General features: G+C 72.7%; 31 protein-coding genes. 14 read left to right on the top strand and 17 right to left on the bottom strand.

Going from position 1 to position 26,329, the window contains the following annotated elements; genetic code table 11:
* Positions 1–17: 17 nt before the first annotated feature.
* The 5 genes from AC1DXT_RS00735 to AC1DXT_RS00715 form a co-directional block, all read right to left on the bottom strand.
* Positions 18–356 carry an iron chaperone gene (locus AC1DXT_RS00735; protein ID WP_477059475.1) on the bottom strand — a complete coding sequence of 113 codons (339 nt, stop codon included), beginning with the start codon at positions 354–356 and terminating at the stop codon, positions 18–20.
* A 1-nt stretch (position 357) separates the two neighbouring features.
* On the bottom strand, positions 358–648 hold the full coding sequence (locus tag AC1DXT_RS00730; protein WP_056086516.1) for a DUF4287 domain-containing protein: 291 nt from the start codon (positions 646–648) through the stop codon (positions 358–360).
* 96 nt (positions 649–744) lie between these two features.
* The gene (locus AC1DXT_RS00725; protein ID WP_477059474.1) at positions 745–1,137 is read right to left on the bottom strand and encodes a VOC family protein; all 393 of its coding nucleotides are present in this window, start codon (positions 1,135–1,137) and stop codon (positions 745–747) included.
* A 21-nt stretch (positions 1,138–1,158) separates the two neighbouring features.
* Entirely contained in the window at positions 1,159–1,428 is a 270-nt protein-coding gene (locus AC1DXT_RS00720; RefSeq protein ID WP_477059473.1) for a DUF1905 domain-containing protein, read from the bottom strand.
* On the bottom strand, positions 1,425–2,243 hold the full coding sequence (locus AC1DXT_RS00715) for an alpha/beta fold hydrolase (protein ID WP_477059472.1): 819 nt from the start codon (positions 2,241–2,243) through the stop codon (positions 1,425–1,427). Before AC1DXT_RS00715 ends, AC1DXT_RS00720 begins: the two co-directional genes overlap by 4 nt.
* A 38-nt stretch (positions 2,244–2,281) precedes the next feature.
* On the opposite strand from AC1DXT_RS00715, the gene AC1DXT_RS00710 reads away from it, so the two are divergent.
* The gene (locus AC1DXT_RS00710; RefSeq protein ID WP_477059471.1) at positions 2,282–3,226 is read left to right on the top strand and encodes a sigma-70 family RNA polymerase sigma factor; all 945 of its coding nucleotides are present in this window, start codon (positions 2,282–2,284) and stop codon (positions 3,224–3,226) included.
* 76 nt (positions 3,227–3,302) lie between these two features.
* The gene (locus tag AC1DXT_RS00705) at positions 3,303–3,701 is read left to right on the top strand and encodes a hypothetical protein (RefSeq protein WP_477059470.1); all 399 of its coding nucleotides are present in this window, start codon (positions 3,303–3,305) and stop codon (positions 3,699–3,701) included.
* Here the strand turns inward: AC1DXT_RS00705 and AC1DXT_RS00700 are convergent.
* The 3 genes from AC1DXT_RS00700 to AC1DXT_RS00690 all read right to left on the bottom strand — a co-directional run bounded on the left by AC1DXT_RS00700 (position 3,694) and on the right by AC1DXT_RS00690 (position 7,008).
* Positions 3,694–4,896 carry a low temperature requirement protein A gene (locus AC1DXT_RS00700; RefSeq protein ID WP_477059469.1) on the bottom strand — a complete coding sequence of 401 codons (1,203 nt, stop codon included), beginning with the start codon at positions 4,894–4,896 and terminating at the stop codon, positions 3,694–3,696. The two genes, AC1DXT_RS00705 and AC1DXT_RS00700, sit on opposite strands and share 8 nt — an antisense overlap.
* Before the next feature lie 59 nt (positions 4,897–4,955).
* Positions 4,956–6,026, bottom strand: coding sequence for a lytic polysaccharide monooxygenase (locus AC1DXT_RS00695; protein ID WP_477059468.1), 1,071 nt, complete (start codon positions 6,024–6,026; stop codon positions 4,956–4,958).
* 154 nt (positions 6,027–6,180) lie between these two features.
* Positions 6,181–7,008 carry an alpha/beta fold hydrolase gene (locus AC1DXT_RS00690; RefSeq protein ID WP_477059467.1) on the bottom strand — a complete coding sequence of 276 codons (828 nt, stop codon included), beginning with the start codon at positions 7,006–7,008 and terminating at the stop codon, positions 6,181–6,183.
* A 59-nt stretch (positions 7,009–7,067) separates the two neighbouring features.
* Here AC1DXT_RS00690 and AC1DXT_RS00685 point away from each other — a divergent pair, with 59 nt between their 5' ends.
* Positions 7,068–8,249, top strand: a complete 1,182-nt coding sequence (locus AC1DXT_RS00685) for a winged helix DNA-binding domain-containing protein (RefSeq protein ID WP_477059466.1) — start codon at positions 7,068–7,070, stop codon at positions 8,247–8,249.
* On the opposite strand, the gene AC1DXT_RS00680 is transcribed toward AC1DXT_RS00685, so the two are convergent.
* Entirely contained in the window at positions 8,218–8,934 is a 717-nt protein-coding gene (locus tag AC1DXT_RS00680) for an alpha/beta hydrolase (protein WP_477059465.1), read from the bottom strand. The genes AC1DXT_RS00685 and AC1DXT_RS00680 overlap by 32 nt on opposite strands.
* Before the next feature lie 189 nt (positions 8,935–9,123).
* Here AC1DXT_RS00680 and AC1DXT_RS00675 point away from each other — a divergent pair, with 189 nt between their 5' ends.
* The 4 genes from AC1DXT_RS00675 (at position 9,124) to AC1DXT_RS00660 (ending at position 14,022) form a co-directional block, all read left to right on the top strand.
* The gene (locus AC1DXT_RS00675) at positions 9,124–10,092 is read left to right on the top strand and encodes a helix-turn-helix domain-containing protein (RefSeq protein ID WP_477059464.1); all 969 of its coding nucleotides are present in this window, start codon (positions 9,124–9,126) and stop codon (positions 10,090–10,092) included.
* A gap of 70 nt (positions 10,093–10,162) precedes the next feature.
* Positions 10,163–10,687 carry a hypothetical protein gene (locus AC1DXT_RS00670; RefSeq protein WP_477059463.1) on the top strand — a complete coding sequence of 175 codons (525 nt, stop codon included), beginning with the start codon at positions 10,163–10,165 and terminating at the stop codon, positions 10,685–10,687.
* A 5-nt stretch (positions 10,688–10,692) separates the two neighbouring features.
* Entirely contained in the window at positions 10,693–12,843 is a 2,151-nt protein-coding gene (locus AC1DXT_RS00665) for a bifunctional polysaccharide deacetylase/glycosyltransferase family 2 protein (RefSeq protein ID WP_477059462.1), read from the top strand.
* Between the two features lie 72 nt (positions 12,844–12,915).
* The gene (locus AC1DXT_RS00660) at positions 12,916–14,022 is read left to right on the top strand and encodes an AI-2E family transporter (RefSeq protein WP_477059461.1); all 1,107 of its coding nucleotides are present in this window, start codon (positions 12,916–12,918) and stop codon (positions 14,020–14,022) included.
* Here AC1DXT_RS00660 and AC1DXT_RS00655 read toward each other — a convergent pair whose 3' ends face one another.
* Genes AC1DXT_RS00655 through AC1DXT_RS00640 form a run of 4 tightly spaced genes read right to left on the bottom strand, consistent with a single transcriptional unit; the run spans position 14,023 to position 17,161 of the window.
* On the bottom strand, positions 14,023–15,225 hold the full coding sequence (locus AC1DXT_RS00655) for an MFS transporter (protein WP_477059460.1): 1,203 nt from the start codon (positions 15,223–15,225) through the stop codon (positions 14,023–14,025).
* A gap of 31 nt (positions 15,226–15,256) precedes the next feature.
* Entirely contained in the window at positions 15,257–16,327 is a 1,071-nt protein-coding gene (locus tag AC1DXT_RS00650) for a GNAT family N-acetyltransferase (protein ID WP_477059459.1), read from the bottom strand.
* A 46-nt stretch (positions 16,328–16,373) separates the two neighbouring features.
* A complete protein-coding gene (locus AC1DXT_RS00645) occupies positions 16,374–16,829 on the bottom strand; it encodes an SRPBCC family protein (protein ID WP_477059458.1) in 456 nt (151 codons plus the stop codon).
* On the bottom strand, positions 16,826–17,161 hold the full coding sequence (locus AC1DXT_RS00640) for an ArsR/SmtB family transcription factor (RefSeq protein ID WP_477059457.1): 336 nt from the start codon (positions 17,159–17,161) through the stop codon (positions 16,826–16,828). The genes AC1DXT_RS00645 and AC1DXT_RS00640 overlap by 4 nt, the downstream gene beginning before the upstream one ends.
* A 58-nt stretch (positions 17,162–17,219) precedes the next feature.
* Between AC1DXT_RS00640 and AC1DXT_RS00635 the strand changes: the two genes are divergently transcribed.
* Positions 17,220–17,570, top strand: coding sequence for a hypothetical protein (locus tag AC1DXT_RS00635; RefSeq protein ID WP_477059456.1), 351 nt, complete (start codon positions 17,220–17,222; stop codon positions 17,568–17,570).
* A gap of 25 nt (positions 17,571–17,595) precedes the next feature.
* Here the strand turns inward: AC1DXT_RS00635 and AC1DXT_RS00630 are convergent, their stop codons facing one another.
* Positions 17,596–18,135, bottom strand: coding sequence for an NUDIX hydrolase (locus AC1DXT_RS00630; RefSeq protein WP_477059455.1), 540 nt, complete (start codon positions 18,133–18,135; stop codon positions 17,596–17,598).
* Between the two features lie 64 nt (positions 18,136–18,199).
* Between AC1DXT_RS00630 and AC1DXT_RS00625 the strand changes: the two genes are divergently transcribed.
* Entirely contained in the window at positions 18,200–19,174 is a 975-nt protein-coding gene (locus AC1DXT_RS00625; protein ID WP_477059454.1) for a diacylglycerol/lipid kinase family protein, read from the top strand.
* Positions 19,175–19,178: 4 nt separating this feature from the next.
* On the opposite strand, the gene AC1DXT_RS00620 is transcribed toward AC1DXT_RS00625, so the two are convergent.
* Both AC1DXT_RS00620 and AC1DXT_RS00615 read right to left on the bottom strand, forming a co-directional pair.
* On the bottom strand, positions 19,179–20,099 hold the full coding sequence (locus tag AC1DXT_RS00620) for a universal stress protein (protein WP_477059453.1): 921 nt from the start codon (positions 20,097–20,099) through the stop codon (positions 19,179–19,181).
* On the bottom strand, positions 20,096–21,556 hold the full coding sequence (locus AC1DXT_RS00615; protein WP_477059452.1) for an APC family permease: 1,461 nt from the start codon (positions 21,554–21,556) through the stop codon (positions 20,096–20,098). Before AC1DXT_RS00615 ends, AC1DXT_RS00620 begins: the two co-directional genes overlap by 4 nt.
* Before the next feature lie 193 nt (positions 21,557–21,749).
* Here AC1DXT_RS00615 and AC1DXT_RS00610 point away from each other — a divergent pair, with 193 nt between their 5' ends.
* The 5 genes from AC1DXT_RS00610 to AC1DXT_RS00590 all read left to right on the top strand — a co-directional run bounded on the left by AC1DXT_RS00610 (position 21,750) and on the right by AC1DXT_RS00590 (position 25,883).
* Positions 21,750–22,166, top strand: a complete 417-nt coding sequence (locus AC1DXT_RS00610) for a DUF5684 domain-containing protein (RefSeq protein ID WP_477059451.1) — start codon at positions 21,750–21,752, stop codon at positions 22,164–22,166.
* Between the two features lie 68 nt (positions 22,167–22,234).
* A complete protein-coding gene (locus AC1DXT_RS00605) occupies positions 22,235–22,624 on the top strand; it encodes a PPOX class F420-dependent oxidoreductase (RefSeq protein WP_477059450.1) in 390 nt (129 codons plus the stop codon).
* A 22-nt stretch (positions 22,625–22,646) separates the two neighbouring features.
* On the top strand, positions 22,647–23,423 hold the full coding sequence (locus AC1DXT_RS00600) for a putative protein N(5)-glutamine methyltransferase (protein WP_477059449.1): 777 nt from the start codon (positions 22,647–22,649) through the stop codon (positions 23,421–23,423).
* Between the two features lie 46 nt (positions 23,424–23,469).
* Entirely contained in the window at positions 23,470–25,170 is a 1,701-nt protein-coding gene (locus AC1DXT_RS00595) for a GAF domain-containing SpoIIE family protein phosphatase (protein ID WP_477059448.1), read from the top strand.
* Positions 25,167–25,883: a DNA alkylation repair protein gene (locus tag AC1DXT_RS00590; protein ID WP_477059447.1), complete on the top strand. Its 717-nt coding sequence runs from the start codon at positions 25,167–25,169 to the stop codon at positions 25,881–25,883. The genes AC1DXT_RS00595 and AC1DXT_RS00590 overlap by 4 nt, the downstream gene beginning before the upstream one ends.
* Here AC1DXT_RS00590 and AC1DXT_RS00585 read toward each other — a convergent pair.
* Positions 25,876–26,274 (bottom strand): VOC family protein, encoded by a 399-nt coding sequence (locus tag AC1DXT_RS00585; RefSeq protein WP_477059446.1) that lies wholly within the window; start codon positions 26,272–26,274, stop codon positions 25,876–25,878. The genes AC1DXT_RS00590 and AC1DXT_RS00585 overlap by 8 nt on opposite strands.
* Positions 26,275–26,329 lie beyond the last annotated feature (55 nt).

Raw genomic sequence — 26,329 nt, 5'->3', positions numbered from 1 at the left:
GCCCGACGACCGAGGAGCTACTCGTGCCGGCTGCGCAGCGCGGTGGCGATCCGCTCGATCAGGGCGGTCGGCACCGGGTCCCGGTACAGGAGCTTGACCGTGTCCTTCTGCGTCCGGTGGGGAGCGACCTCGACCTCGAGCTCCGGGTCCAGGGTCGACACCGGGTAGAGGCCCACGTGGTGCTTCCACCCGGCGAAGTGCAGGGCGTAGCGGTCGCCCAGCATGAACGCGGGCATGCCGTAGCGGATCCGTTCCTCGGCCCCCGGCAGCGCTCGGCGCAGCGCGGCGGCCACCTCGGTGAGGATCGGGCGGACGTCGTCGGGGAACGTGGCGATGTACTCGTCGGTGGTGTTCACCTCAGACCGGCTTCGTCGCCTTGCCGTCCAGCCAGAGCGTGTCGCTCTCGTCGCGGTGCACGCCGTCGGTGCCGACGTGCTTGGTACTGATCGTCGGACCCTTCGTGATCACGTGCCACAGGGCCATGGCGTGCCCGCGACCGACGCCGTAGTCCTCCTGCAGCCAGGTCACCACGCCGGCCGCCTTGGCGCCGGGGGCGTCGAGCCCCTTCTCGTGCGCGATCTCCACCAGCTGCCGGGGGGTGAGACCGGTCTTGTCCTCGATCGTGTCGAGGTAGGCCTGGAACGACATGCACGGCTCCTCTCGTCAGCGGAAATCTAGCGCGGCTCGGCCGTGACGGACGGGGACGTGGTCCGGCAGCCCGGGCGCGTACCTGAGGGCCCTCGGTCAGGCGGGGGCCCTCAGGTACGCCTCGATCTCGGCCGGGGTGTTCACCAGCAGGCAGAACTCGTTGCCCTCCGGGTCGGCGAGGACGGCCCAGGGGGCGTCACCCTGGCCGATGTCGACCCGGACGGCACCGAGCTCGAGCAGTCGCGCGAGCTCGGTGCCGTGGTCCTCCGGGGGTCGGAGGTCGACGTGCAGGCGGTTCTTCCCCGTCTTGGCGTCGGCTACCCGGTTGAACAGCCAGTTCGTCGACCCGCCGGTCGGCGACCCGATCGCCACCTCGGCGCCGTCGTCGGACCGCCAGACCTCCTGCCACCCGAGAGCCTCGGCCCACCAGGCGGCGAGGGCGGCGGGATCGGCGCTGTCGATCGTGAGGTGTCCGACGACGGGTGTCATCCCCCGGACGCTAGCGACGGTTCAGGAGAGTCGCCCCTGGAGGTGCACCTCCACCAGCTCGCCCGCCGCGCTCTTGCCGATCGTCGTGCACAGCGCCTTGCGCAGGGGGAGCCAGTGCGGCCCGTTGCCCGACGGCATCAGGGTCGCGGCGAAGTCGTGCCCGTCGAGCGTGCCGGTGACCTTGACCGCCTTGCGGGTGCCCAGAAGCTCCGCCGAGCCGTCCAGCTCCAGGTAGGTGGCGAAGGCACCGTCCTTACGGATGGGCGCGGTGAACGTGGCGTCGAGGCTCATGCGCCGATGATCTCGCGCAGCCGCACCGCGAACGCGTCCGGCTGCTCGGCGAAGCCGATGTGGTCGCCGGGGAACAGGGTGGGCTCGAGGCCGAGCAGGTCCGCGAGCGCCCGCGAGGTCCGGTCGCAGAGCTGCCCGGTGGACTCCTCGCCGATGCCGATGACCAGCCGGGTCGCCGCCGCCGTGAGGGCGTCGATGTTCGGCCGGAAGCGCACGGTGTGCCGGATCAGGTGCGCGAACTGGAAGTGCTCGTCCGCCGCGGCCTGCCCCTCGCGGGGGGAACCGAAGACCATCTCGAACACCTCGTCGGGCATCTGGACGTTCCCGATGACCATGAACTGCTGCCACGCCGACCGGGTGTCGCCCGACAGGTAGGTGGCGATCATGCGCTCGGTCTTCTCGTACAGGTCGGCATGGTCGGGGAGCAGCTCGTCCAGGGGCGGCTCGTGCACGATCGCCGTGTGCACCAGCTCCGGGTCACGCTCGACCAGCGCGAGCAGGCTGACCGCTCCGCCGCTGGAGCCGAGCACCGTGGCGGGTCCGGCGTCGACGTGCCGGATCAGGGCGGCCAGGTCGGCGGCCCGGTCCACCGGCGTCGAGTCCTGGTCCGGGTGGTCGACCGGGCTGCGGTTGATGCCGCGCGGATCGGTGGTGAGGACGGTGTGGTCGGTGGCCAGCAGGTCGGCCAGCGGCGCGAAGGAGGTGGCGTCCATCGGGGCGCCGACGAGGACGACCAGGGGTCCGGAGCCGCGGAGCTCGTAGTGCAGGCGGGCGCCCGGGACGTCGAGGGTGGTGGCGGTGGTGAGTGTGGTCATGCCCCTAGGACTTGCGGCGGGGAGCAGAATCATCGGTCATGACGGACGTCTCCGAGATCCGCGCGCAGGACTTCACCGAGCTCGTCGCGCCGCTGCGCGGGGAGCTGCACGGGCACTGCTACCGGATGCTCGGCTCGGTGCACGACGCCGACGACGCCCTGCAGGACGCGCTGCTGCGGGCCTGGCGGGCCATCGGCGGGTTCGAGGGCCGCAGCTCCTTGCGCTCGTGGCTCTACCGCATCGCCACCAACACCTGCCTCGACGCGATCGCCCAGCGCGGTCGTCGGGCACTGCCCGTGGACCTCGGCCCGTCGAGCGACCTCGCCGTCGTCGGCGACGCGCCCCTGACCGAGGTCGCCTGGCTCGGTCCCTACCCGGACGCGCGGTACGAGCAGCGGGAGTCGGTCGAGCTCGCGTTCGTCGCCGCCCTGCAGCACCTGCCCGGCAACCAGCGGGCCGCGCTCCTGCTGTTCGAGGTGCTCGGCTTCTCCGCCGCCGAGATCGCCACGTGGATGGACACGACCCCCGCGTCCGTGAACAGCGCGCTGCAGCGCGCGCGGGCCACGGTCGCGGAGAAGGTGCCCGCGCGGGACCACCAGCCACCTGCCGACGCACGCGTCCGGGAGGTCGTGGCGGCGTACTCGTCGGCCCTCGAGCGCGGGGACGTGGACCTCCTGCTCTCCCTGGTGACCGACGACGCCACCTGGTCCATGCCGCCGCTGCCGCACTGGTACCGGGGGCGTTCCACCGTCGGCGACTTCGCGACCACCGTCGCGTTCGTGTGCGGCTCGTGGCGGCACGTGCCGACGAGCGCGAACGGCCAGCCGGCGGTCGCGTCCTACCTGCGAGGGCCGGGCGAGCACGTGCATCGGGCGTGGTCGATCGACGTGCTCACGTTCCGCGGGGACCAGGTGGCTGAGCTGACCGCGTTCATCGGCCCGGAGCACTTCGAGGCGTGGGGGTTGCCTGTCACCCTGCCGTGAGCCGTCCGGGTGACGGCCACGTCGTTCGGGCGCCGCCCGGTCCGCGTCGCTCTACCGTCGACGCGGAGGTGGGGCGGTGCTGTTCGTGATCACCTGCTGGGTGCTGCTTCCCGTGGGGGTCGTGCTGGGCGCTCGAGCTCTGCGGCGGCGTGCCCGGGCCGAGCGTCGGCTGTGGGGTCGGCGGCCGATGTCTCTCGGCGAGGAGCTGCGCTGGCTGCTCGTCCTCCTGGTCCCGTGGGGTCTGTTCCTGGCGATCGGCGCCTACGCGATCGACCGGAACTGCGCCGAGGACAGCTACTCGATCGAGCTCGCCCCCGGCACGACCGTCGCCGAGCACTGCGGCGGGGTGCTCCGGGAGCGGTTCCCGGGAACCCTGATCGCCGTGACCGCGTTCTTCGCGTCGGTCGCGCTGCTCTGGGCCGCGATCGTGCTGGTGGTCCGGACGCGCGAGCGTCGGCATTCGTCGATCAGCTGACGCCGGGCCGCCGGCGCTCCCGCCGCGGTCGTCCGTCCGCCGGCTTCTCCAGGATGAGCCACACCACGACCGCGACGAGGATCCACACCAGCAGCCCGACCGACAGGTCCGGCCACAGGAAGATCAGCGCGACCGGCACCGCCACGCTCGGCAGGCCGCGCGCCAGGATCCACCGCCGGTCCTTGCCCACCAGCAGGGCGGTCACCACGCCGATCGCGCAGTAGGCGGCCACCGCTCCGCACAGCAGGGCCCGATACTGGTCGGGCAGAGGCTCGTGGGCGTGCTCGACGGCGACCCCGAGGGCGGCGGCCAGTGCCGCGAGCGCCCCGGTGAGCAGGGCGTGCAGGAGCATGACGATCCGGGGTGCGACCGTGTGCGGCGTGAGCTGGGGGATGCCGGCCGTCCCGTGCAGCAGGCCCGCGGTCCACACCGCCGCGAGCAGGGCGAACGCACCGAGAGCGACGACTGCGGGGTCCTGGTTCCAGGTCGCGGAGTCGGCGGCGGCGTCGATGATCTGGATGAGGCCCTCGCCCAGCACGATGATGACGAACAGGCCGAGCCGCTCCGCGAGGTGCTCCTCGTCGGCGTGGGTGCCCTGGAGCACGAAGGGCCGGCCGCCGCCGGGACCTCCCCGGCGTCCACCCTGCGCACGCTCCAGACGTTCCTCCGCGTTCTGCATCGTGCGTGACGCAGACGCGAGGAGCAGCACGACGAGGTCGATGGCGATCCCGACGACCCAGAGCCAGTACTTCAGCGGCGCGTCCACCCACAGGGAGACCAGCCACGGCACCGCTCCGAGCCCGTACTGCGCCAGCGGCCAGTCGAGCAGGACCTTCCCCCGCGCGATGACCGCACCGGAGAACCAGCGCAGCGCGACGTACGCGATGACGAACGCATTGGACCGGGACTCGTGGATGCCCGGCACCGACGCCGCCATGACGGCGAGCCCGAGCATCGCGGTGATCAGGACGCCGGTGCGCGCGTCGTCGCCCGCGATGTTCCCGTACACCGCGAAGCCGGCCCACGAGATCCAGAACGCCAGGTAGAGGACGGCGTACAGGCCGAGGGTGGTGGGCTCGGTGTCCTCGTGCAGCAGGTGGGCCAGCTGGCCGACGCCGGCGACGACCACGAGGTCGAAGAACAGCTCTTTCCAGCTGGCGTGCCGCTCGACGGTCGCGACGGGCTCGGGTGCCATGCGGTCAGTAGACCGCACCCGCCCGTCCCCTGGTCGGGGACGGGCGGGCGTCGGGTCGCTCAGTGCGTGCCGCAGGTGGCGGTCAGGCCGGTGCCGCTGCCGTTGGCGATGAAGCCGGCGGTGGTGGTGCCGCCGGCGGGAACTGCGCTGTTCCACGCAGCGCTCGTGATGGTGTTGGCGCCCGCCAGGGAGCCGTTCCACGCCTGCGTGAGGGTCGCGCCGCCGATGGCCGTGTGCCAGCCGGTCAGTGCGGTCGAGCCGGCCGTGATGGTGACCTCACCGACGAACGCGCCGTTCCACGCGTTGACCACCTTGACGGTCGCCGTGCACCCGCCGGGCGTCCCGGTCGGTGTGGGGGTGGGCGTCGGGGTGGCTGTCGGCGTGGGGGTCGGGGTCGGCGTCACGGTCGGGGTGGGCGTCGGCGTGGCGGTGACCGTGGGAGTCGGAGTGGGCGTCGGCGTCGTGGTGCCGCCGCCGATGTTGATGTCGCTGCACAGGTAGTAGGACTGGTCGAGGTGGCTGGCCTGCCAGACCGTGTACAGGACCGCGCGGCCGCTACGGCCGGCCAGGTTGATGTCGGTCTCGTACAGACCCGTCGTGCCGTAGCGAGGGGTCTCCTTGAGCAGCGTGAGGTCGTCCCAGCCGATGGCTTCCGTGGTCGGGTCGAAGCCCTGCTTGGTCACGTAGATGCGCAGGTAGTCGGCTCCGTGCTTGGCGCTGTCGGTCAGGGTCAGGGTGAACGACGTCGGGACGCCCTTGGCCACCCAGGGGCCGACCGCGTCGAGCGCGTTGTAGCGGGGCGCCTGGGTCCGGCCGCCCGAGCAGAGCTGCCCGTCGGGGATCGCGGCCTGGTGGTTGCCGGCCACTCCCTCGCGGAAGAGCCCGTTCCAGTTCCACATGGCGTTCGGGTCGGCCTTCCAGGCCTGCCAGCACATGGGGTCCAGCTGTTCCATCGCCGGGTCCAGGTGGTTGCTGCCCCAGCGCTCCCAGCAGCCGTAGTTGCGGGAGGGCGGGTTGGTGACCGATCCGTGGGCGGACGCGGGCTGCGACGTGACGATCGCTGCCGCCAGCGCCAGGACCACCGCGAGGAGTGCGGTGACCAGGATGCGTGGTCGTGCTCGGACAGGCATGGGTTCCCCTTCTCGAAGACGTCGTCGTTGACCCCCCGGAAGCGCCCCTGCCAGCAACCGGGGTCGCTGACGGGGCGACCGGGGCGTCCGTCCACCCTCACGACTGCGGGCCGGGGTGACCAGGCGCCGAAGCGATTCACACAGGGCCGAGGTGTCAGCGCGTCAGGATCCAGTCGAGGGCGGCGGGGGCGGCGCCGAGCACCGACACGTGTCCGTCGCCGGGGCGCAGCCACAGCTCCGCCGACGGGATCCGCTCGGCCAGCCACCGGCTGTGCGCCGCCGGCACGACGCGGTCGGCGTCGCCGTGCAGCAGCAGCACGGGGGCGGTGATGGCCGCCGGGTCGAAGCCCCAGGGCGCGACGTAGGCCAGGTCGTCGTCGACCATCCCGCCGATCCCGCCCTTCTGGGCCTCGCCAGCGATCCGTCCGAGCCAGCCCCACTCGCCGTCGAGCGCCGCGTGGTCGGTCGGCGTGAACATCTCCGGGTCGTACTGGCCGGCCGACAGCTCGCGTTCGAGGGCGCCGCGGCCCGCGACGGCGGCGCGAAGCTCCGCGGTGCCGGTCGGGTTGATGCCCGCGAACCAGTCGAGGCCGTCGGCCGGGTACGGCGCGAGGCCCGATCCGCTCACCGCCGCGACCACCCGGTCACCCAGGAGCGCGGCGCAGGCGAGCGCGTGCGGTGCTCCGCCGGAGTGGCCGAGGACCGCGAACCGCTCGATGCCGAGGGCGTCGACGATCGCCTCGACGTCGCCGGCGGCCGACGCGATGTCCCGGCCGGGGTGCGGGGTGGATCCGCCGTAGCCGGGTCGGTCGTACGAGACCCAGCGGATGCCCGCGTTCAAGGGCAGCAGCGGCTCCGGCGGCGTGCCGACGTTCGGGGTGCCGTGGTGCCAGACGACGGTCAGGCGTTCGTCGTCGACGGGGACGTCGTAGGCGCGCAGCGTGCGGCCGTCGGGCAGCTCGACCCGGGTGGGGGCGGTCACCGGTCGAGCCTAGGGACCTGCGGTTGTGCTCGCCGCCCGGCGCCCGACACGATCGGCACGTGATCCACCTGGACGTCGCGGAGCGGCGCGCACGACTGGCTCGTCGGCACGCCGTGGCCCCGGCCTTCCGCGTGGACTCCGTCGAGGCGGCGGTCGACACGATGGTCTGCCTGCACGGCACGGACCCCGCCGGGCTCTACCTGTCCGCGTGGGCGCGCGTCGACGGGTTCACCGTGCCCGACCTGGACCGCGCGCTCTACGACGACCGCACCCTGGTGAAGCACCTGGCGATGCGGCGCACCCTGTTCGCGGTCACGCGCGAGCTGCTGCCGGTCGTGCAGGCGGCCGCGAGCAACCGGGTGGCGGGGGTGGAGCGGCGTCGGCTCGAGAAGGAGGTCCGCGAGGCGGGTCTGGTCGAGGACGCCGAGCGCTGGTTCGACGAGGTCACGGCTGCCGCTGTCGGCGGCCTCGCCGACGGGCCGCTGACCGCGGCGCAGCTCCGCGACCGTGAGCCGGTGCTGGAGGGATCGATCGCGTACGGCCACGGGAAGTCGTGGGCGGGCACCTTCGCGGTGGTGTCGCGGGTGATGACCTGCCTGCAGGCCGCCGGGACGATCGTGCGAGCGGGCAACCTCGGCTCGTGGACCAGCTCGCGGCCCACCTGGGCGCTCGCGAGCGACTGGCTCGGCGAGGAGATCCTCGCGCTCCCCGAGGATGTCGCCCGGGCGCGCCTGGTGGAGCGGTGGCTGCGCCGGTTCGGCCCGGGCACCACGATCGACCTGAAGTGGTGGCTCGGGTCGACGCTCACCGCGGTCCGGCAGGCGCTGCGGGACGTCGGCGCGGTCGAGGTGGCGCTCGACCAGGGGACCGGGTGGGTGCTCCCCGACGACGTCGACCCGGTCGGTCCGGTCGAGCCGTGGGTCGCCCTGCTGCCCGCGCTCGACCCGACGACGATGGGGTGGTCCGAGCGCGACTGGTACCTCGGGCCGTACCGGGCTCAGGTGTTCGACTCGGTGGGCAACGGCGGCGCGACCGTCTGGGTGGACGGGCGGATCGTCGGCGGCTGGTCGACGAAGGACGGGGTCGTCGACCTGGTCCTGCTCGAGGACGTCGGTGCCGACGCCCGCGCCGCGCTGGACGCCGAGGCCGACCGGCTCACCGCGTGGCTGCACGGCACGCCGGTCCTGCCCCGGTTCCCCGCCCCGCTGGTCACCCCACCCCGGCGACCGCCTGCTGGATGAGGTCCGCGACCTCGTCGGGGTGGCTGATCATCGCGACGTGCGAGCTGTCGATCTCGACCGTCGTCGAGCCCGCCCGGGCCGCCATGGCACGCTCGGCCGCCGGCGGGATGACCCGGTCCGACGACGCGACCAGGTACCAGGAGGGGAGCGTCTTCCACGCGGGCGGACCGGACGGCTCCCCGAGGGTTGCGAGGGCGGCGGGCCGCTGGGAGACGGCCATGACGGCACCCACCTCCGGGGGCAGGTCCTGGCAGAACGTCTGCGGGAAGATGTCGACGTTCAGGTAGGCGTCCGCGTTGCCCTCCCCGGAGTCCGGGAACGGGCGCACCGTGATGACCTGCGTGAGGTCCGGCGGCGGGCCGTCGGCGCCGAGGGCGGTCGCCGCGCCGACCGCCTCGCCCTCCTCGAGCGCGAACGCCGCGATGTAGACCAGGGCCTTCACGTTGTCGGCGCCCACGGCCGCGTTGGTGATGACCGCGCCGCCGTAGGAGTGGCCGACGAGGACCACGGGCCCCTCGATCGTCGACACGAACGACCGGATGTACGCGGCGTCGGCGGACACGCTGCGCAGCGGGTTGGCGGGGGCGTAGGCGGTGACACCGGCGGCGCTCAGGCGGCTGATGACGCCGCCCCAGCCGGAGGCGTCGGCAAATGCTCCGTGGATCAGGACGACGGTGGGGCTCATGGTCGGTTCCCTTCGGGCGACGGCAGGGTGCAGCCCAGTCTCAGGACGTGCGGGCGCGCGTCGGTAGCCCGTGCGTGCACGGTTCTGGTCGGGCTGTGCACGATCAGGCGTGAGACGGGAGGTGCCAAGCGTCGGTCGACGACCGTACGGTTGCTCACAACCGAGATGCCCGACTTGTGAGGTTCCGGTATGAGCCTGGTCCTGCGCTCCGACGACCTACCGCCCGACGACCGCATCGAGATCATCCACGACGCCATCTGGGCCGGGGTGCTGCCGGTCGAGATCGACTACGACCGGCCGGGACCGCAGATCGAGGTGCTCTGCAAGGTGGCGCAGGCGGGACCGGTGAACTTCTCGTCCGCCCGGTCGACGCCGACGATGCTGCGGCGGACCCCGGCCCTGGCGCGGCAGGACCACGACCCGACCGTCTTCCTCGCGGTGCAGGTGTCGGGCACGACGATGGTCGCGCAGGGCGAGCACCAGGCCGTGCTGCGCGCCGGCGACATGGTGGTCTACGAGAGCACCCGCCCGTACACCGTGCTCAACACCGACCGCACCGAGCTGCACTACTTCCAGGTGCCCCGCAGCGCGCTCGGGCTCCCGGCCGGGACGCTCGACGCCGTCACAGGGCTGCGGATCGGGCCGGACAACAACGTGCTCGCGGCCGTGGTCGCGCCGTACTTCGACTCGCTCGGGAGCACCGACGTCCTCGACGACCCGGCCGCGGCTGCCCTCGTCGCCGGCCCGAGCATCGACCTGCTGCGCGCGCTCATCGCCACCCACGTCGCCGACCCCGAGCTCGCCGCCGCACCGCTGCACGGGTCGCTCGTCCTGCGCGTCCAGGAGTACGTCCGCGCGCACCTGGCCGACCGGGGCCTGTCGGCGGCGACGATCGCCGCGGCGCACCACGTCTCCGTCCGGCAGCTGTACGCCGAGCTGGCGCGTGCCGGGATCCGGCTCGGGGACTGGATCCGGGCCGCCCGGCTCGAGGCGTGCCGACGCGACCTGCGCGACCCCGCGTCCGCCCACCTCACCGCCGCGACCGTCGGGGCGCGCTGGGGGTTCACCGACGCCTCGCACTTCGGACGGGTGTTCCGGGACGCGTTCGGGACGACCCCGCGGGAGTGGCGCCTCGCAGGGTCCGCGGGGGCGGTCTGACCTGGGCGAATCCTCCGTTCGTGGGACCTCGTGGGAGGATCGTCCGTTGTCCCAGGGCGAGAGGACGAGGATGAGTGGTCTGTCGGGCACCCCGCGAGCGGTCTTCGTCGACCCCTCCGGACGCCGGGGCCGCACGGTGCGACGGGTCATGTGGACCCTGGGGCTCCTCGTCGGGCTCTACTGCGCGCTCGTCGTCCTCGCCCTCGTGCTCCCGGTCGGCATGAGCAGGCTCGCCGTCCCGGGCCTGGGCCCGCTGCTCCCCGGTCCGGTGGCTCCCGCGCTCGCGGACCCCGGCGCGGACGGTGCACCGCTCGCTCCCCTGACCACCCCGTCGAGCACCCCCTCGCCCACCTCGACCGCCGCGCCCGCGCCGCGAGTGTCGCCGACGCGGGCGACCGCACCGGCCGCGACCGCCGCGCCCACGGCCGCCGCCGTCCCGGTCCCCGTCGCGACGCCCACCCCGTCGACCGAGCCGGGGCGCTCCGCGGAGGCGCCCGGGCAGTCGGCCGACGCGCCGGGCAACGACCCGACCGCCAAGCCCGTGCCGGCGTCGACGCACGCGACCGTCCCGACCCCGCGCCCGACCAAGGGCTGAGCACCGTGCTGGACGAGATGGTCGGCATGGCCGCTGCGCCCGCGCGCCGGCGCGGCGCGCACGTGGAGTACGTCGCGCGGCGACCCGCCCTGGCGCACTGGGTCCTGCTCGTCGCGGTGCTCTCCGCACTGCTCCTGGCGCTCGGGCTGCAGACGCTCTCGTCCGGCGTCGGCGGCGCCGGGACCGCCGCGGCGCGGGAGCGCGTCGCCGCCGACGCGCCGACCGGGGGTCCGGTGCTGGTGCAGGACGGTGGCCGGCTGGTGGGTGTGCCGATGCAGGACCGGACGGTGGCGCTCACGTTCGACGACGGTCCCGACGAGCGGTGGACTCCGCAGGTCCTCGAGATCCTGGCCAGGGAGAACGTCCCGGCGACCTTCTTCGTCGTGGGTGCCCGGGCCGTCGAGGACCCGGCACTCGTGCGTGAGGTGCTGGCAGACGGGCACGAGATCGGGGAGCACACGTGGTCGCACGCCGACCTGTCGGCCGTCCCGGGCTGGCGCCGGAACCTGGAGCTCTCGCTCGGCCAGCTCGGCCTGGCCGGCAGCACGGGTCTGAGCACGTCGCTGCTGCGTCCGCCGTACTCGTCGTCGCCCGGCACGCTCGACGCCGCCGAGCTCTCGGCCGTGAAGAGCGCCACCGACGCGGGCTACCTGGTGGTGCTCGCCGACCGGGACACCAAGGACTGGAGCAGCCCGGGCGTCGAGCAGATCGTCGCGAACGGCCGGCCGGCCGGCACCGACGGGCACATCGTCCTGCTGCACGACGGCGGCGGTGACCGGTCGGAGACGATCGCGGCGCTGCCCGAGCTGATCGAGAGTTATCGGGCCGCCGGCTACCGCTTCACCACGGTGTCCGAGGGCATCGGTCTGACGGGTGGCGCGTCCCGGCCCGCCGAGGCCGTCCCCGCGTTCCAGGGGCACGTCCTGGGGTTCGCCGTCCGGGCGTCGTCGTGGCTGGTCACCGCCGTGAGCTGGGCGGTGCTCGGGTTCGGCATGCTCTCGCTCCTGCGGACGTTCCTCGTCGTCGCGCTGGCCCCGCACCACGTCCGGGTGTCCGCGCGGCGGGTGGCCGGCGAGCCGTGGCTGCCCCCCGTGAGCGTGCTGGTGCCCGCGTACAACGAGGCGGTCGGCATCGAGCGCGCGGTCCGGTCCCTCGTCGCCGGCGACTACCCGGACCTCGAGGTGGTCGTCATCGACGACGGGTCCACCGACGGCACCGCCGACGTGGTCGAGCGCCTCGGGCTGCCGGGGGTGCGGCTCGTGCGCCAGGCCAACGGGGGCAAGGCCGCCGCGCTGCGCACCGGGACCCGGGTGGCGTCGCACGACGTGCTGGTGATGCTCGACGGAGACACGGTGTTCGAGCCGGACACCATCCGGCTGCTGATCCAGCCCCTGCGCGACCCGGCGGTCGGCGCCGTGAGCGGCAACACCAAGGTCGGCAACCGCCGCGGCCTGCTCGGCCGCTGGCAGCACCTGGAGTACGTCAGCGGGTTCAACCTGGACCGTCGCCTGCAGGACCTGTGGGGGTGCATCACCACCGTGCCGGGCGCGGCGGGTGCGTTCCGCCGGCAGGCGGTCGAGGCGGCAGGCGGCCTGAGCTCCGAGACGCTCGCCGAGGACACCGACATCACGATGGGGGTGCTGCGCGCGGGCTACCGGGTGGTGCACGAGGAGCGGGCTCGCGCGTGGACGGAGGCGCCGAGCAGCGTGAACGACCTCTGGCGCCAGCGGTACCGCTGGAGCTACGGCACGATGCAGTGCCTCTGGAAGCATCGCCACGCGGTCCTCGACCGGGGAGGCAGCGGGCGCCGGCTCGGGCTGATCGGCATCCCGTACATGCTCCTGTTCCAGGTGCTGCTGCCGTTGCTGGCGCCGGCCATCGACCTGTTCGCGCTCTACGGCCTGTTCACGGGCAACGCGCAGTCGGTGCTCACGATCTGGCTCGCGTTCGCGCTGCTCCAGACGGCGGTGACCGCGTACGCCCTGCACCTGGACGGCGAGAGCCTCCGGCCGCTGTGGAGCCTGCCGCTGCAGCAGGTGTTCTACCGGCAGCTCATCTACCTGGTGGTCATCCAGTCCATCGCCAGCGCGGTCGCCGGTGCGCGGCTGCCGTGGCACAAGCTGCGCCGGTCCGGGGACGTCGTCGTCCCTGCCTGACGGCGCGATGCCTTGTATCTTGCGAGCACCTGCTCGGTGAGACGCTCGGTGAGATCGAAGGAGCACGCGCCCATGGCATCGCCCCAGGGCCTCGCGCCCTCGACCCGCACGCTCCTGTTCCTCTCGGCCGCCGTCGTGGTGCTCGCCGGGATGCACGCGGCGCGCGAGGTGCTCGCGCCGCTGTTCCTCGCCGCGGTGCTCGTGATCATCGTGCACCCGCTCCGGCACCCCCTGGAGCGCCGCGGATGGCCCCGACCGGCCGCGACGACCGTGGTGATCCTCGTCGTCTACCTGATCCTGCTCGCCCTGATCGCGATGCTGACGTTCGCCGGCATCCAGTTCGGCGGGCTGGTCCAGGACTATCTGAACGAGCTGCAGTCGTCGATCTCCGAGATCACCGCCTGGCTCGCGTCCCTCGGGGTGGACCAGAGCTCGATCGACTCGATCCGGGACGCCCTGCAGCCGTCGCAGCTGGTGGGCGTCGCCGCGTCCCTCGGCGGTGCCGTCATGGGCATCCTCACCACGCTCTTCGTCGTCGTCACCTACGTCATCTTCATCTCGGTCGACGCCGCGCGGTACGACGGGGCCGACGACCACTTCGGGGCGACGCAGGGCAACGTGCTCGGACGCGCCACGACCTTCAACATCGGCGTCCGGCGCTACTTCGTCGTCAGCGCCTCGTTCGGTGCCGTCGTCGCGATCATCGACGGGCTCGCCCTGTGGGCGCTCGGCGTCCCCGCCCCCGCGGTGTGGGCGATCCTCGCCTTCGTCACCAACTTCATCCCGAACATCGGGTTCGTCATCGGTGTCATCCCGCCGACGCTGCTCGCCCTGGTCGTGGGCGGCTGGCCGTTGGCGCTCGCGGTGATCGCCGTCTACAGCGTGGTCAACGTGGTGCTGCAGGTGCTGGTGCAGCCGAAGTTCGTCTCGGACGCCGTGAACATCACGCTCACGCTCAGCTTCGTGTCGGTGATCTTCTGGACCTTCGTCATCGGGCCGCTCGGTGCGATCCTCGCGGTGCCGCTGACCCTGCTGACGCGCGCGGTGCTGCTGCAGGGCGGGCCCGCGACCGTCTGGTACTCGTGGTTGTCGGGGGAGGACCTGCCGAAGGCGAAGGAGCTGCCACCGGCTCCCGCACCGGACGCCGAGGCCGACGTCGACGAGCCGGCTGCGAGCTGACTACTCGTCGCCCTCTATCCGCGCCGGGAACGCGCGTCGCGCCACCGCGATCACCACCAGGCTGACCGCCACGAGGCCCGCGCCGGCGTAGGGCAGCGCGCCGAGGCCAGGGCCGACGAGGACCAGCGCCCCGAGCGCCGCACCGCCGCCGATGCCGATGTTCGCGGTCGAGTTCACGAGGGCGCCGATCACGTCGGGCGAGCCGCCGCGCGTGCGGATGGCGGCGGCCTGGAACACGGACGCCATCGCGCCGAACGCGCCGGACCACACGGCGGCCGCGACGAGCACCCCGACGCGCGAGGGGAACACGACCCCGAGAACCAGCAGCGCGAGCGCCATGACCGCGTGCACCACCAGGGTCCCGCGCCGGGGGTTCCGGTCGAGGGACAGCGCGGCGTACGCGGTGCCGACCAACCCCACGGCACCGAGCCCGAGCAGAACCGGCCCGACGGCGGTCTCGCTCAGCCCGGTCGCCAGCAGGATCACCGACACGTAGGTGTAGACGGTGTACTGCGCGAGGTACGTGAGGGTGTTCGCCGCCGACACCGTCCCGAGCCGGGTCCGCCGGTCGGTCCGGGTGTGAGCGGGGTGCGGGGCGTCGTCGTCGGCGGAGACGGGCGGCAGGAGCAGGGCCACGAGCAGGGTCGCCAACGCGCACACGCCGGCGAGCACGAGGAACCCGTTGCGCCAGCCGACGGCGGTGCCCAGCGCGGTGGATAGCGGGACGCCGAGCACGAGCCCGGCGGACGCCCCCGCGGTGACCAGGGCGAGCGCCCGACCGGTGACCTGCGGCAGGACGAGCCGGGACGCGTACCCGATGCTCAGCGAGAAGAACAGGGCGTGCGCGATCCCGCCGACCGCGCGACCGGCCGCCACCAGCCCGAACGACGGCGCGATCCCGACCAGCGCGTTGCTCACGGTGTAGGCGACGAGCGTGCACAGGAGCAGCCCCTTGCGCGGCAGTCGGCGGGTGCCGAGGGTCAGCGGGATCGCCAGCACCGCCACCATGAACGCGTACACGGTGACCAGCAGCCCGGCAATGGATTCGGTGACGTCGAGGTCGGAGCTGATCTGGGGGAGCAGCCCGACGGGCACGAGCTCGGTGGTGATCGCGACGAAGGTCGCCAGCGTGAGCGCGCCGAGCCCGCCGGTCGCCTCGCCGACCGACCCAGGGCGCCACGTGCTCTGCTCGGTCCCGGTCACCGGCGCATGCTCGCACGGGCCCCCGACAGGATCACAGCGTCCGCTGCCACTCCGCGTCGACGCTCGCCTGCCGGAACCCGAGTGCCACGTTGATGGCGAGCATGTGCGCGTTCTCCTGCGCGTTCCAGGTGTGGATGCGCTCGGCGGCGGGCCGGACGCCGGGGAGCGCGTCGAGCACGGCGATCTTCGCCAGCATCCCGAGGCCGTTCCCGCGGTGCTCGCGCAGCACCAGGGTGTCGCCCTGGAACACCACGGCGGGCTTGTCCAGGGGGAACTCGACCATCGAGAACGCGGCGAGCGTCCGGGTGGGCACGTGCTCGACGACGGCCACGAGGAACCCCTGCCCGCGCGAGCGGATGTCGGCGGCGTTCGCGACGACGCGGGCGGCGTCCCACGGGTCCTCGGCCAGGTCGAGGCCGGCGGACGGGGCGTCGGTGCTCATCCGGGTCTTCAGCACGGCCAGCTCGTCGAGCCACTCGGCGGCGTACGCGTCCCGCATCGTGTGGACGCGGTAGTCGGGTCCAGGATCGCGCCGCAGCGGGCCCAGCACCGACTCGGGGACGGGGAGGTCCAGCACGGAGTGCCGGACCACCTGTTCGAGCGTGAACCCGCGGGCGAGCGCGAACAGGGTGGAGTCGTCGTGCCGGGGGATGCGCCCGCTTCCCGTGGGGGACTCGAGGGCGTCCGGCCCGGGCGGCGGCTCGGGGGCGAAGCTGGAGTCGGAGATGAGGACCCGGCGGTCGGCCTCGCGGGCGATCTCGACCGCGGCGTCCCAGAGCGCCGAGCCGACGCCGCGTCGGCGCCAGTCCGGGTGCACGGCGACGTAGACGAACGCGAGGTGCGTGTTGCCCAGCGTGGGCAGCCGGACCAGCGCCCGACCGACGACCGAGCCGGGTTCGCGTGAGCCGGCCGGCACGGCGACGAGCCGGTGGGTCCTGCGGTGCGGCTCGGACAGGCTCGCGCGCGTGGTGGGCACGTCGAGCGCGAAGTCCGTCGACCCGTGGATGGCCAGGTCGACGGCGTCGCTGACCAGGACCGTCCCCTCGACGGTCCAGGCGTCGGGGTGGGCGGGGTCCGCGGGGACGTGCACCAGGTCGACCATCCGGCCAGCCTCGTGCCCGTCCCCCGCGTGCGGCAACGTCAATCCGTCACCGGCGCACCAGGAACGCCTCGATGCGGTCGAGCGCTCCCACCCAGACCTGCTGCGAGAAGAAGTCGCGCACCTCGACGGCCGGGAAGCCGCTCTGCACGATCGTCATGAGCGTGCCGCCGTCGACCGCCTCGAACGTGATGTCGACGCGCGTGGTCATGGACGAGCCGTCCGGGCCGCCGCCGGTCGACTCGGTGACCAGCCGGTGCGGGCGGTCGATGACGAGGTACGTCTGGGTCTCGTGGAAGAGGTTGTCGCGGTCCGGTCCCCACACGGCGTTCTGCTGGCCGCCGACGCGGAGGTCGACCGTGATCTCCACGATGCCCGGCGTCTCGTCCAGGATCGAGAACCAGATCTTCTGCTTCTCCGCGTCGGTGTAGGCGTCGAACACCTGCTCCGGGGTGGCCGGCAGGACGCGGGTCATGCGCATCTCGAGGGTGTCGGTGGTGGTCATGAGTCGGTGCCTTTCTGCAGGGTGAAGTAGGCCTCGAGACCGTCGAGCCGACGCTCCCAGAGCCGCTGGTAGAACGAGATCCACGCCATGGCGTCGTCCAGTCGCTCCTCGCCGAGCCTGCACTGCCGGGACCGGCCGACCTTCTCGGTGCGGACGAGGCCGGCGTCCTCGAGGACCCGCACGTGCTTGGTCATCCCCGTGAGGGTCATGCCGTGCGGTTCGGCGAGCTCCCCGATGCTGGCGGGGCCCTCTCCGAGTCGCGTGAGGATGTCGCGTCGGGTCGAGTCGGCGAGCGCCGAGTAGATCCGGTCGAGGGTGTCATGCTGAACCATGTGGTTCACCATACGACACTGAACCGAATGGTGCAATGACGGACCGTAGGATCGTGGCGTGAGAGCAATCCGGGGCAAGGTCGGGATCGTCGCTGCGCTGGTGCTCGCCATCGCCCTGGCCCTGTCCGCGCTCGCGGGACTCGGCTCGAGGCCGGCGGGCATCCCCGAGCAGGGACCCTGGGGCATCTCGCTCTCCTACCCGGAGGGCGACTGGAGCACCTGCGTCGACGACCCCTCGATGACCGACGGCCAGATGACTGCCGACATGCCGGTGTCACGCGTCTTCGTGAGCTCCGCGCCCGGCGCGACAGAGGCCGACGTCCAGCGCGTCCTCGACTGCCTGTCCGCCCGGATGACCGGCGGGACGGTCGAGGTCGGTCAGGTCGAGACCCCGCCGCTCGACAGCTGAGCGACGCGCAGGACAGCGACCGCGGTCAGCGCGACCGGACCTCGGCGAGAACCGTCTGCAGCCGGACGGCGAAGTCCTGGGGCGTCCCCGGCGGCAGCGCGTCGACGCCGAACCACGCGACCCGCTCACTCTCGGCGCTCACCACGGGCACCGTGCCCGCGGCGGCGTACGCCACGAACCCGACGTCCCAGTGAACCCGGCAGCGCCCGAACGCCGCGGAGAGCTCGTGGCGGTGCACGTCGGCGGGCAGGTGGCTCTCGAGCTGCAGGTCGGCGATGCCGCCCTCCTCGCGCGCCTCCCGGAGCGCGCCGGCCGCCAGGGACCCGTCGCCGGCCTCCAGGTGCCCGCCGAGCTGCACCCAGAACTGACCCTTGCGGTGGAAGCAGAGCAGCACGCTCGACAGGTCCGGCGTGAGGACGAAGCAGCTCGCCGTGAGGTGCTCGGGGGCCAGCGACCGGTCGACCGCGGCCGGCCCTGAGACGGCGACGAACGCGCGGTACTCCGCCAGCAGACCGGCCTGCGCGGGGTCGCGGGGGGTCCAGGCATCGAGCGCGTCGGTGATCACCGCGGCAGCGTACGGCGCCCGCTCCGAGTGGCCGGTCGGCGGAGCCGGGCTCATACTCGCCGACGTGACGATCCCCCGCGAGACTCCCGCCGAGCAGCGACTCGACCACGCCCCCCTGCGGTCGGCGGTCATCGTCAACCCCAACCGGGTCGAGGGTCTCGACGAGCTCCGCGCCGGCATCCGGGAGCAGCTGGCCGAGGCGGGCTGGCCCGAACCGGCGTGGCTCGAGACGACCGCCGACGACCCCGGCACCGGCCAGGCGAAGCAGGCGGTCGCCGACGGCGCCGAGGTGGTGTTCGTCGCCGGTGGTGACGGGACCGTGCGTGCCTGCATCGACGGGCTGGCCGGGACCGAGGCGGCGCTCGCCATCCTGCCCGGCGGCACCGGCAACCTGCTCGCGACCAACCTCGGCATCCCCACCGACACGATCGAGGGCGTCCAGCTGGCCCTGGACCGCGGCCGTCGGCTGGTCGACCTCGGTGAGGTGGACGGGCAGACGTTCGCGGTGATGGCGGGCATGGGCCTCGACGCGGCGATGGTCGACGACGCCCCCACCAAGCTCAAGGCGGTCCTCGGCTCCGTCGCGTACGTGTACTCGGCGCTCAAGCACCTGAACGACGCCGAGATGAAGGTCGAGGTGCAGGTCGACGACTACCCGGTGCTGCGCCGCCGCGCCCGCACGGTGCTCGTCGGCAACGTCGGGCGCCTGCAGGGCGGGGTCAACCTGCTGCCCGACGCCGAGCCGGACAACGGCCAGATGGACGTCGCGGTGCTGGCGCCCAAGAACCTGGGCCGCTGGATCCAGACCGCGGTCGGCGTCCTGCGCCCGGGGCGCAACAAGGTGCCGAACATGGAGGTGCTGCGCGGGTCACGGATCACGATCACCAGCGACCGCCCGCAGCCCCGCCAGCTGGACGGCGACGTCATCGACCCGTCGACCACCCTCGAGGTCACCGTCCGCCCGGACACCCTGTGGGTGTGCGTCTACCAGCCGGACACGTCCGAGGACCTCACCGAGGGCGCACCGACCCAGGACTGACAGGTCACAGCTCGTCGTGCGGCACGACGAGCACGGGGACCGGCGAGTGCCGGATGATCCGCGTCGCGTTGGTGCCCAGGAACACACGCCGCAGCGTGCCGGCGCTCGACGAGCCGAGGATCAGCAGCTCGTTCGCCAGCCAGTCGACGGACGTGAGCGCCTCCCACCAGCTGCCGCCGGACGCGACGACGAGCTCCACGTCGTCGTCCAGCCCGGCGCCGAGCCGGGCCTTCAGGGCGTGCTGCGCGTCGACCATCTGCGCGCGCCACTGCTCGTTCACCTCCGCCTCGATGTCGGTGCCGACCTCGGGCGGGTACATGGTGGGCGATCGGACGCCGAACGTGGCGATCCGCAGCTGGACGTCGATCTCGCGCGTCAGCCGCGCCGCCCACCGCACGGCGACGGACCCGAGATCGGTGCCGCTGAACGAGCAGGTGAGCCGGTGCGCGGCGACGTCGGCGGGGCCGGGCGGGCACCGGTAGGAGTGCGGCGCGATGGCGAGCGGGACCGGGGACGAGTGCAGGAGGTAGTCGGCGGTCGACCCGATCACCACCCGGCCCGGTGTGCCGTCGGGCGACGAGCCCAGCACCAGGGCGGTCGCGTCCCGCTCCTCGGCCAGGGCCGCGAGCGCCCGTGGCGTCGAGCGGTCGTGCAGCCGCACGAACTCGATGGTCAGGTCGTCGGCGCGCCCGTCGAGGACGTCGAGCACAGCGGCCTCCGCCTCGTCGGCCCGGGCCTGGACCCACTCCTGCATCTCGCCGTCGACCCGCGCCATCGACGGCACGGTCCACCCGTGCGGGACGACGGTCGCGATGACGAGCACGTCCGGCCCCGTCGCCTCCGGCAGCGTCCGGGCCAGCGTGACACCGAGGTCGATGGCGGCGTGGGAGTCGCCGAAGGGGTTGGCACCCACGACGATCGTCATCGGAGGTCCTCGTCGCGCAGCATCCCGGCCTCCACCGCGCGCTCCAGGACCGAGTGCTTGCGGCCCCACAGGAAGTAGAACGCGAGCACCACACCGAGCCACAGGAGGAACCAGGCGTACGTGTACCAGTGCAGGCCGGACAGGATGTACAGGCAGGCCAGCACTGCGAGCACCGGCGTGACGGGGTAGCCGGGGACCTTGAACCCGCGGGTCAGGTCAGGACGGCTGCGCCGCAGGATGATGACGCCGACCGAGACCACGATGAACGCGATGAGCGTCCCGATGGACACCAGGTCCCAGAGGTAGTCGAGCGGGACGAACGCGGCCAGGACGCCCACCACGCCCGCCACGATGAGCGTGTTGTTCACCGGCGTGTGGGTGCGCGGGTTGACGCGGGCGAACGACCGCGGGAGCAGGCCGTCGCGGCCGATGGCGAACAGGATGCGCGTCTGCCCGTACATGGTCACGAGCGTGACCGAGAAGATCGAGATCACCGCGCCGGCGGACAGGATCGTGCCCGGCCAGGTGGCGCCGACGACGTTCTCGAGGATCTTCGCCAGACCGGCCTCGCCCTGCTCCGTGTCGCTGAACGCCTCCCACGGCTGCGTGCCGAGGGCGGACACCGCGACCAGCACGTAGATGGTGGTGACGATCGCCAGGGCGCCGAGGATCGCGCGCGGCATGGTCTTCTGCGGGTCACGGACCTCGTCGCCGGCCGTGGAGATGGCGTCGAGCCCGATGAACGTGAAGAAGATCGTGCCGGCGGCGGCCGTGATCCCGGTGACGCCCATGGGGGCGAAGTCCGCGAAGTTGTCGGCGTTGAACCCGGTGAAGGCGATCGCCACGAAGAGCACCAGCACCGCCAGCTTGATGACGACCATCGTGGCGTTGACCTTGGCGGACTCCGACGCGCCCCGGATCAGCAGGACCGCGCACAGGGCGACGAGGACCAGCGCGGGCAGGTTGATGAGCCCCGGGTCGGCGTCCCACGGTGCGGCGGACAGCGCCGTCGGGATCTCCCACCCGATCAGGTTGTGCAGGAGCTGGTTCAGGTAGCCGCTCCAGCCGACCGCCACGGCCGCCGTGGACACCCCGTACTCGAGGAGCAGGCAGGCCGCGACCCCCATCGCGACCACCTCGCCGAGAGTCGCGTACGCGTAGGAGTAGGTCGACCCGGACACCGGCACCGCCGACGCCATCTCGGCGTAGGACAGCGCCGACAACCCTGCTGCCAGGCCCGCCAGCAGGAACGAGATCACGACGGCGGGACCGGCGTCGGGCACCGCCTCGTGCATGACGAAGAAGACCCCGGTGCCGACGGTCGCACCGACGCCGAACATCATCAGCGTGAAGGTGCCGAGCGAGCGCTCCAGGCCCTCGCTCGACCTCACGGTCGCGGCGGTGATCGGCTTCCTGCGCCAGATCTGCTTCCTCAGGGACGACTGTGTGACGGACATGGGCGGGCCTCTCTGAGGTGGCCCACCTGCCCGGGCCGATGCCGTGTGTGTCCCGCAACGGTAGGAGCGGGAGCGAACGGCGGCAAGGTTAGTGGAACCCGTACAGGTACCACACTGCTGACTCCCAGAAGACGCGGTGAGACGCTCCGCCATTTCGGGCACGCGAGCATGTGTTTGTCGCTACTGTCCGCGCATGATCATCACATCACTCGCCACCGAGGTGGCCACCACGACCTCCGCCACGGTCGGCCCCGGCGCCTACATCGGCGGCATCATCGGCTACCTGATCGGCGCGTTCGCGCTGTTCGGGATCTTCAAGAAGGCCGGCGAGCCGACCTGGCAGGCGTTCGTCCCGATCTGGAACACCATCGTCCTGCTCAAGGTCGCGGGCAAGCCGCTCTGGTGGATCGTCCTGCTGCTCATCCCGATCGTGAACATCGTCATCCTGGTCCTGCTCTACCAGGGGCTGTCGACCGCGTTCGGTCACGGGACGGGCTTCACGGTCGGCCTGTTCTTCCTCCCGATCATCTTCTTCTACATCCTCGGCTACGACTCCAACCCCTACCGGGGTGCTGACGCGGCTCAGCCGGTCGGCTACGCCACCGCCTGACCCGCTCTGGACGAGGCGGCCGTACCCCCACGGGGTGCGGCCGCCTCGTGCGTGGGTGACCATCGCGCATGACGACTTTCGACGCCCTCGCCGACGAGGGGTTCATCTCCCTGACCACGTTCCGCAAGTCCGGAGTCGGGGTGCCGACGACCGTGTGGGTGGGCCGGGACGGCGACGCGCTGCTGGTGACCACCCCGCGGGGCAGCGGCAAGGTCAAGCGGCTCGGTCGGGACTCCCGCGTGGAGATGTCCCCGAGCAGCCGGTTCGGGAGCGTCGACGACGACGCCCCCACGGTGACCGGCGTCGGAGAGATCCTCGACGACGACGCGGCGCGCGAGCGGTGCAACGACGTCATGGTCGAGAAGTACGGCCTCGAGTACCGCGTGATGATGGGGATCGAGAAGCTGGGCCGCAAGGGCGACGACAACCGGGTGATCCTGCGCATCACGCGGGACTGAGAGCGGGCGTAGCCTGCCCGCCGTGCCCCTGACCCACGCGGAGATCACCGCGACCCTGCGCGCCGCCGGCTGCGTGTTCGCCGAGGACGAGGCGACGCTCCTGCTCGGGACGGGGTCCGACGACCTCGACGGGCTGGTCGCGCGCCGCGTCGCCGGTGAGCCGCTCGAGGTCGTCGTCGGGTGGGCGGAGTTCTGCGGGCTGCGGATCGGGATCGACCCCGGGGTGTTCGTGCCGCGCCGCCGCACCGAGCTGCTGGTGGGGGAGGCCGCGCGGCTGGCCCCGCGGACCGCCGAGCCGGTCGTGGTGCTGGACCTGTGCTGCGGCTCCGGGGCGCTCGGGGTGGCGCTCGCGCACCTGCTCGGTGCGGTGGAGCTGTACGCGGCCGACGTGGAGCCCGCGGCGGTCCGCTGCGCACGCCGGAACGTCGGCGCGGTCGGCGGGCAGGTGTTCGAGGGGGACCTGGACCAGCCGCTGCCGGCGTCGTTGCGGGGGCGGGTGCAGCTGCTCGTCGCCAACGTGCCGTACGTGCCGACCGACGCGATCGCTCTGATGCCGCCCGAGGCGCGGTTGCACGAGCCGCGCGTCACGCTCGACGGCGGGTCCGATGGGCTCGAGGTGCTGCGGCGGGTCGCGTCGGTGGCGCCGCGGTGGCTGGCGCCGGGTGGTCACCTGCTGGTGGAGACCGGTGCGGCGCAGGTGCCCGCCGCGGTCGACGCGTTCGGGCGCGCAGGGCTGGCGGCGCGGGTGGTGGTCGACGAGGACGCCGGGGCCACGGTGGTCGTCGGGACCCTGCCGTAGTCCTCCCGTTCTGCGCCATGTCGCCGGTGCGGGGCATGATCAGCGCGTGACCGATGCGTACGCCGGGCCCGAGGGGCAGGCCGACCCGACGTACGAGCGGTTCGCGCGCCTCGCGCAGGCCTACGTCGGCGCACCGGTGTCGCTCGTGTCGTTCGTCGACGACGTCGGACAGGTGTTCCCCGGGGCCCTCGGGCTGCCCGAGCCCTGGATGTCGCGGCGCGGGACGGAGCTGTCCCACTCGTTCTGCCAGTACGTGGTGAGCTCGGACGCGCCGCTGGTGGTCGCCGACGCGCGCGACGTCGACTTCCTGCGCGACAACCTCGCCATCCCGGACCTGAGCGCGATCGCCTACGCCGGCTTCCCGCTGCACGACCTGGACGGGCGGGCTGTCGGCTCGCTGTGCGCGATCGACGACCAGCCGCGGGAGTGGACGCCGGAGGAGCTCGCGGTGCTCTCCGACCTGGCGCAGGCGTGCTCGTCGGAGGTCCAGCTGCGGGCGCTCGGCGAGCGGGCGCGCCGGGCGCAGCGCTCCGCCACGCAGAGCGATCGGCACGCCCGCCTGATGCTCCTGATGTCGGAGGCGTTCGCGGACGCGGTGTCGGTGGACGACGTGCTGGACACGATCCAGCGGGTGGCGGTGACGGCGGCCGGCTCCCGGCGGACCGCGGTGGCGGTGGTGCACGAGCAGGTCCTGCGCTGGGTGCGGTACGAGCAGGTCGAGGGCGTGCCCGCTGCGCTGTGGGGAGACGTGGCCCTGTCCGACGCGCGGTGGCCGTCCGTGGCGGCGGTGACCGGCGAGGGGCCGCAGATCTTCGAGGACTCCGCGGCCATGGCTGCTGCGTTCCCGTCGACCGCCGGGATGGGTGGCGACGGAGCGCTCGCGATCCTGCCGCTGACCGCGGCCACCGGCGTGCTCGGGGCCGTCCTGCTGCGCTGGCAGCTGCCACGGGGGATGGACGCGGAGCTGCGGTCCGTGCTGAGCGCGCTGGCCGCGTACGCCGCTCTGGCGCTCGACCGTGCGCAGCTGCTGGAGGAGCGGCGCGAGGTCGCGCACGTGCTGCAGGCCGCGATGCTCACCGACCTGCCGACGGTCGACGGCCTCACGATCACGGCTGCGTACGCCCCGGCGTCGACCGGCGAGGATGTCGGCGGGGACTGGTACGACGCCATCGCGCTTCCCGACGGGTCGACGGCGCTGATGATCGGCGACGTGACCGGGCACGACATGGGAGCTGCCGCGCTCATGGGGCAGCTCAGGTCGATGCTGCGCGGGCTGACCTGGACGTTCCAGGAACCCCCCGGCGCCATCCTGCGGCGGCTCGACGACGCGAACCTGGGCGTGGGACTGCGGGCGACGGGCTCGGCGGTGCTGGCGCACCTGGACCCGGCAGGCGCCGACGGGGGGCGCGAGCTGCGCTGGTCCAGCGCCGGGCACCCGCCTCCCGTGCTGCTGCGCCGCGACGGCGGGGCCGCCGAGCTGAAGGGCACGCCCGACCTGCTCCTCGGGTTCCGGTCGGGGGCGGTGCGCCGCGACCACACGGTGGTCCTGTACCCCGGTGACGTCCTCGTGCTGTACACGGACGGCCTGGTGGAGCGTCGGCGGGAGAACCTCCGCGCGGGCCTCGCCCGGCTGGTCGCCACGGTGGAGACCGCGGCCCCGGGAGACCCGTGGGCGCTGATCGAGGCGCTGGCTCCGTCGACCATCCGTCGCGACGACGTCGCCGTCCTGACGGTCACCCTCGGATGAGTACCGCCGTCGCTCGCCTCGTGGCGCTGGCCGACCCCGAGCGGGCCGCGGGCATGGCGTCGTTCTTCAAGACCGGCCCGGGGGAGTACGGCGAGGGCGACCAGTTCCTCGGGCTCACCGTGCCGCAGGTGACAGCGGTCGCCAAGGAGCACGTCGGCCTGCCGGTCGCGTCCCTGGAGGAGCTGCTCGAGGACGACCGGCACGAGGTGCGGCTGCTGGCGCTGAAGATCATGGCGATCGAGTGCGCAGCGAAGCGGACCTCGCCGGAGCGGCGGCGCGAGCTGCTCGACCTCTACCTGCGGCGCACCGACCGCGTGAACAACTGGGACCTGGTCGACGCCAGCGCGCCGGACGTGCTCGGCCGCGCGGTGGTGGCCGGGCTGCCGGTCGACGTGCTCTACCGCCTGGCCGCCTCGGACCTCCTGTGGGAGCGACGCATCGCGGTCGTCGGGACGTTCCCCCTGATCCGTGAGGGGTCGCTGGACCACACGTTCGCGCTCGCCGCACTGCTGGAGCCGGACCGGCACGACCTCATGCACAAGGCCATCGGGTGGATGCTGCGCGAGGCCGGCAAGAAGGACGAGCCGCGGCTCCTGGCGTACCTCGACGAGCATGCTGCGACGATGCCGCGGACCACCCTGCGGTACTCCCTCGAGCGCCTGGATCCCGAGGTCCGGACGCACTACATGCGGGCGAAGCAGCGGGTCAGCTGACGATCTCCAGCCAGTGCGGGTTGGTCATGATGCCGATCAGGTTGCCGAACGGGTCGACGACCGAGGCGGTGGTGAAGCCCTCGCCGCGCTCGCGGATGCCCTCGTGCTCGGTCGCACCGAGTGCGAGCAGGCGCTCGAACGTCCCGAGCAGGTCGTCGACGTGCCAGGACACGACAGCGCCGCTGGGACCGCCGCCGTTCGGGACGTAGCGGCGGTCGATGATGCCGAGCTCGTCGAGGTGGTCACCGATGCGGAACTCGATGTATCCCTCGCGGGCGAAGTACGGCTCGACGCCGAACAGCTCGGTGTACCAGGTGCGGGCGGCGTCGAGGTCGTCGGCGAAGAAGGAGACGTTGGCGAGGCCACGGAAGGTGCTGGTCGTTGTTGTCATGACTCGACTCTCCTCGGCTAAGTGCTCACCTTCTGAGCACTTTGTTTGCCATTCT

This window comes from Cellulomonas sp. P1_G12_2 (assembly GCF_056405535.1).
This window is presented reverse-complemented; position numbering and strand designations above follow the sequence as displayed.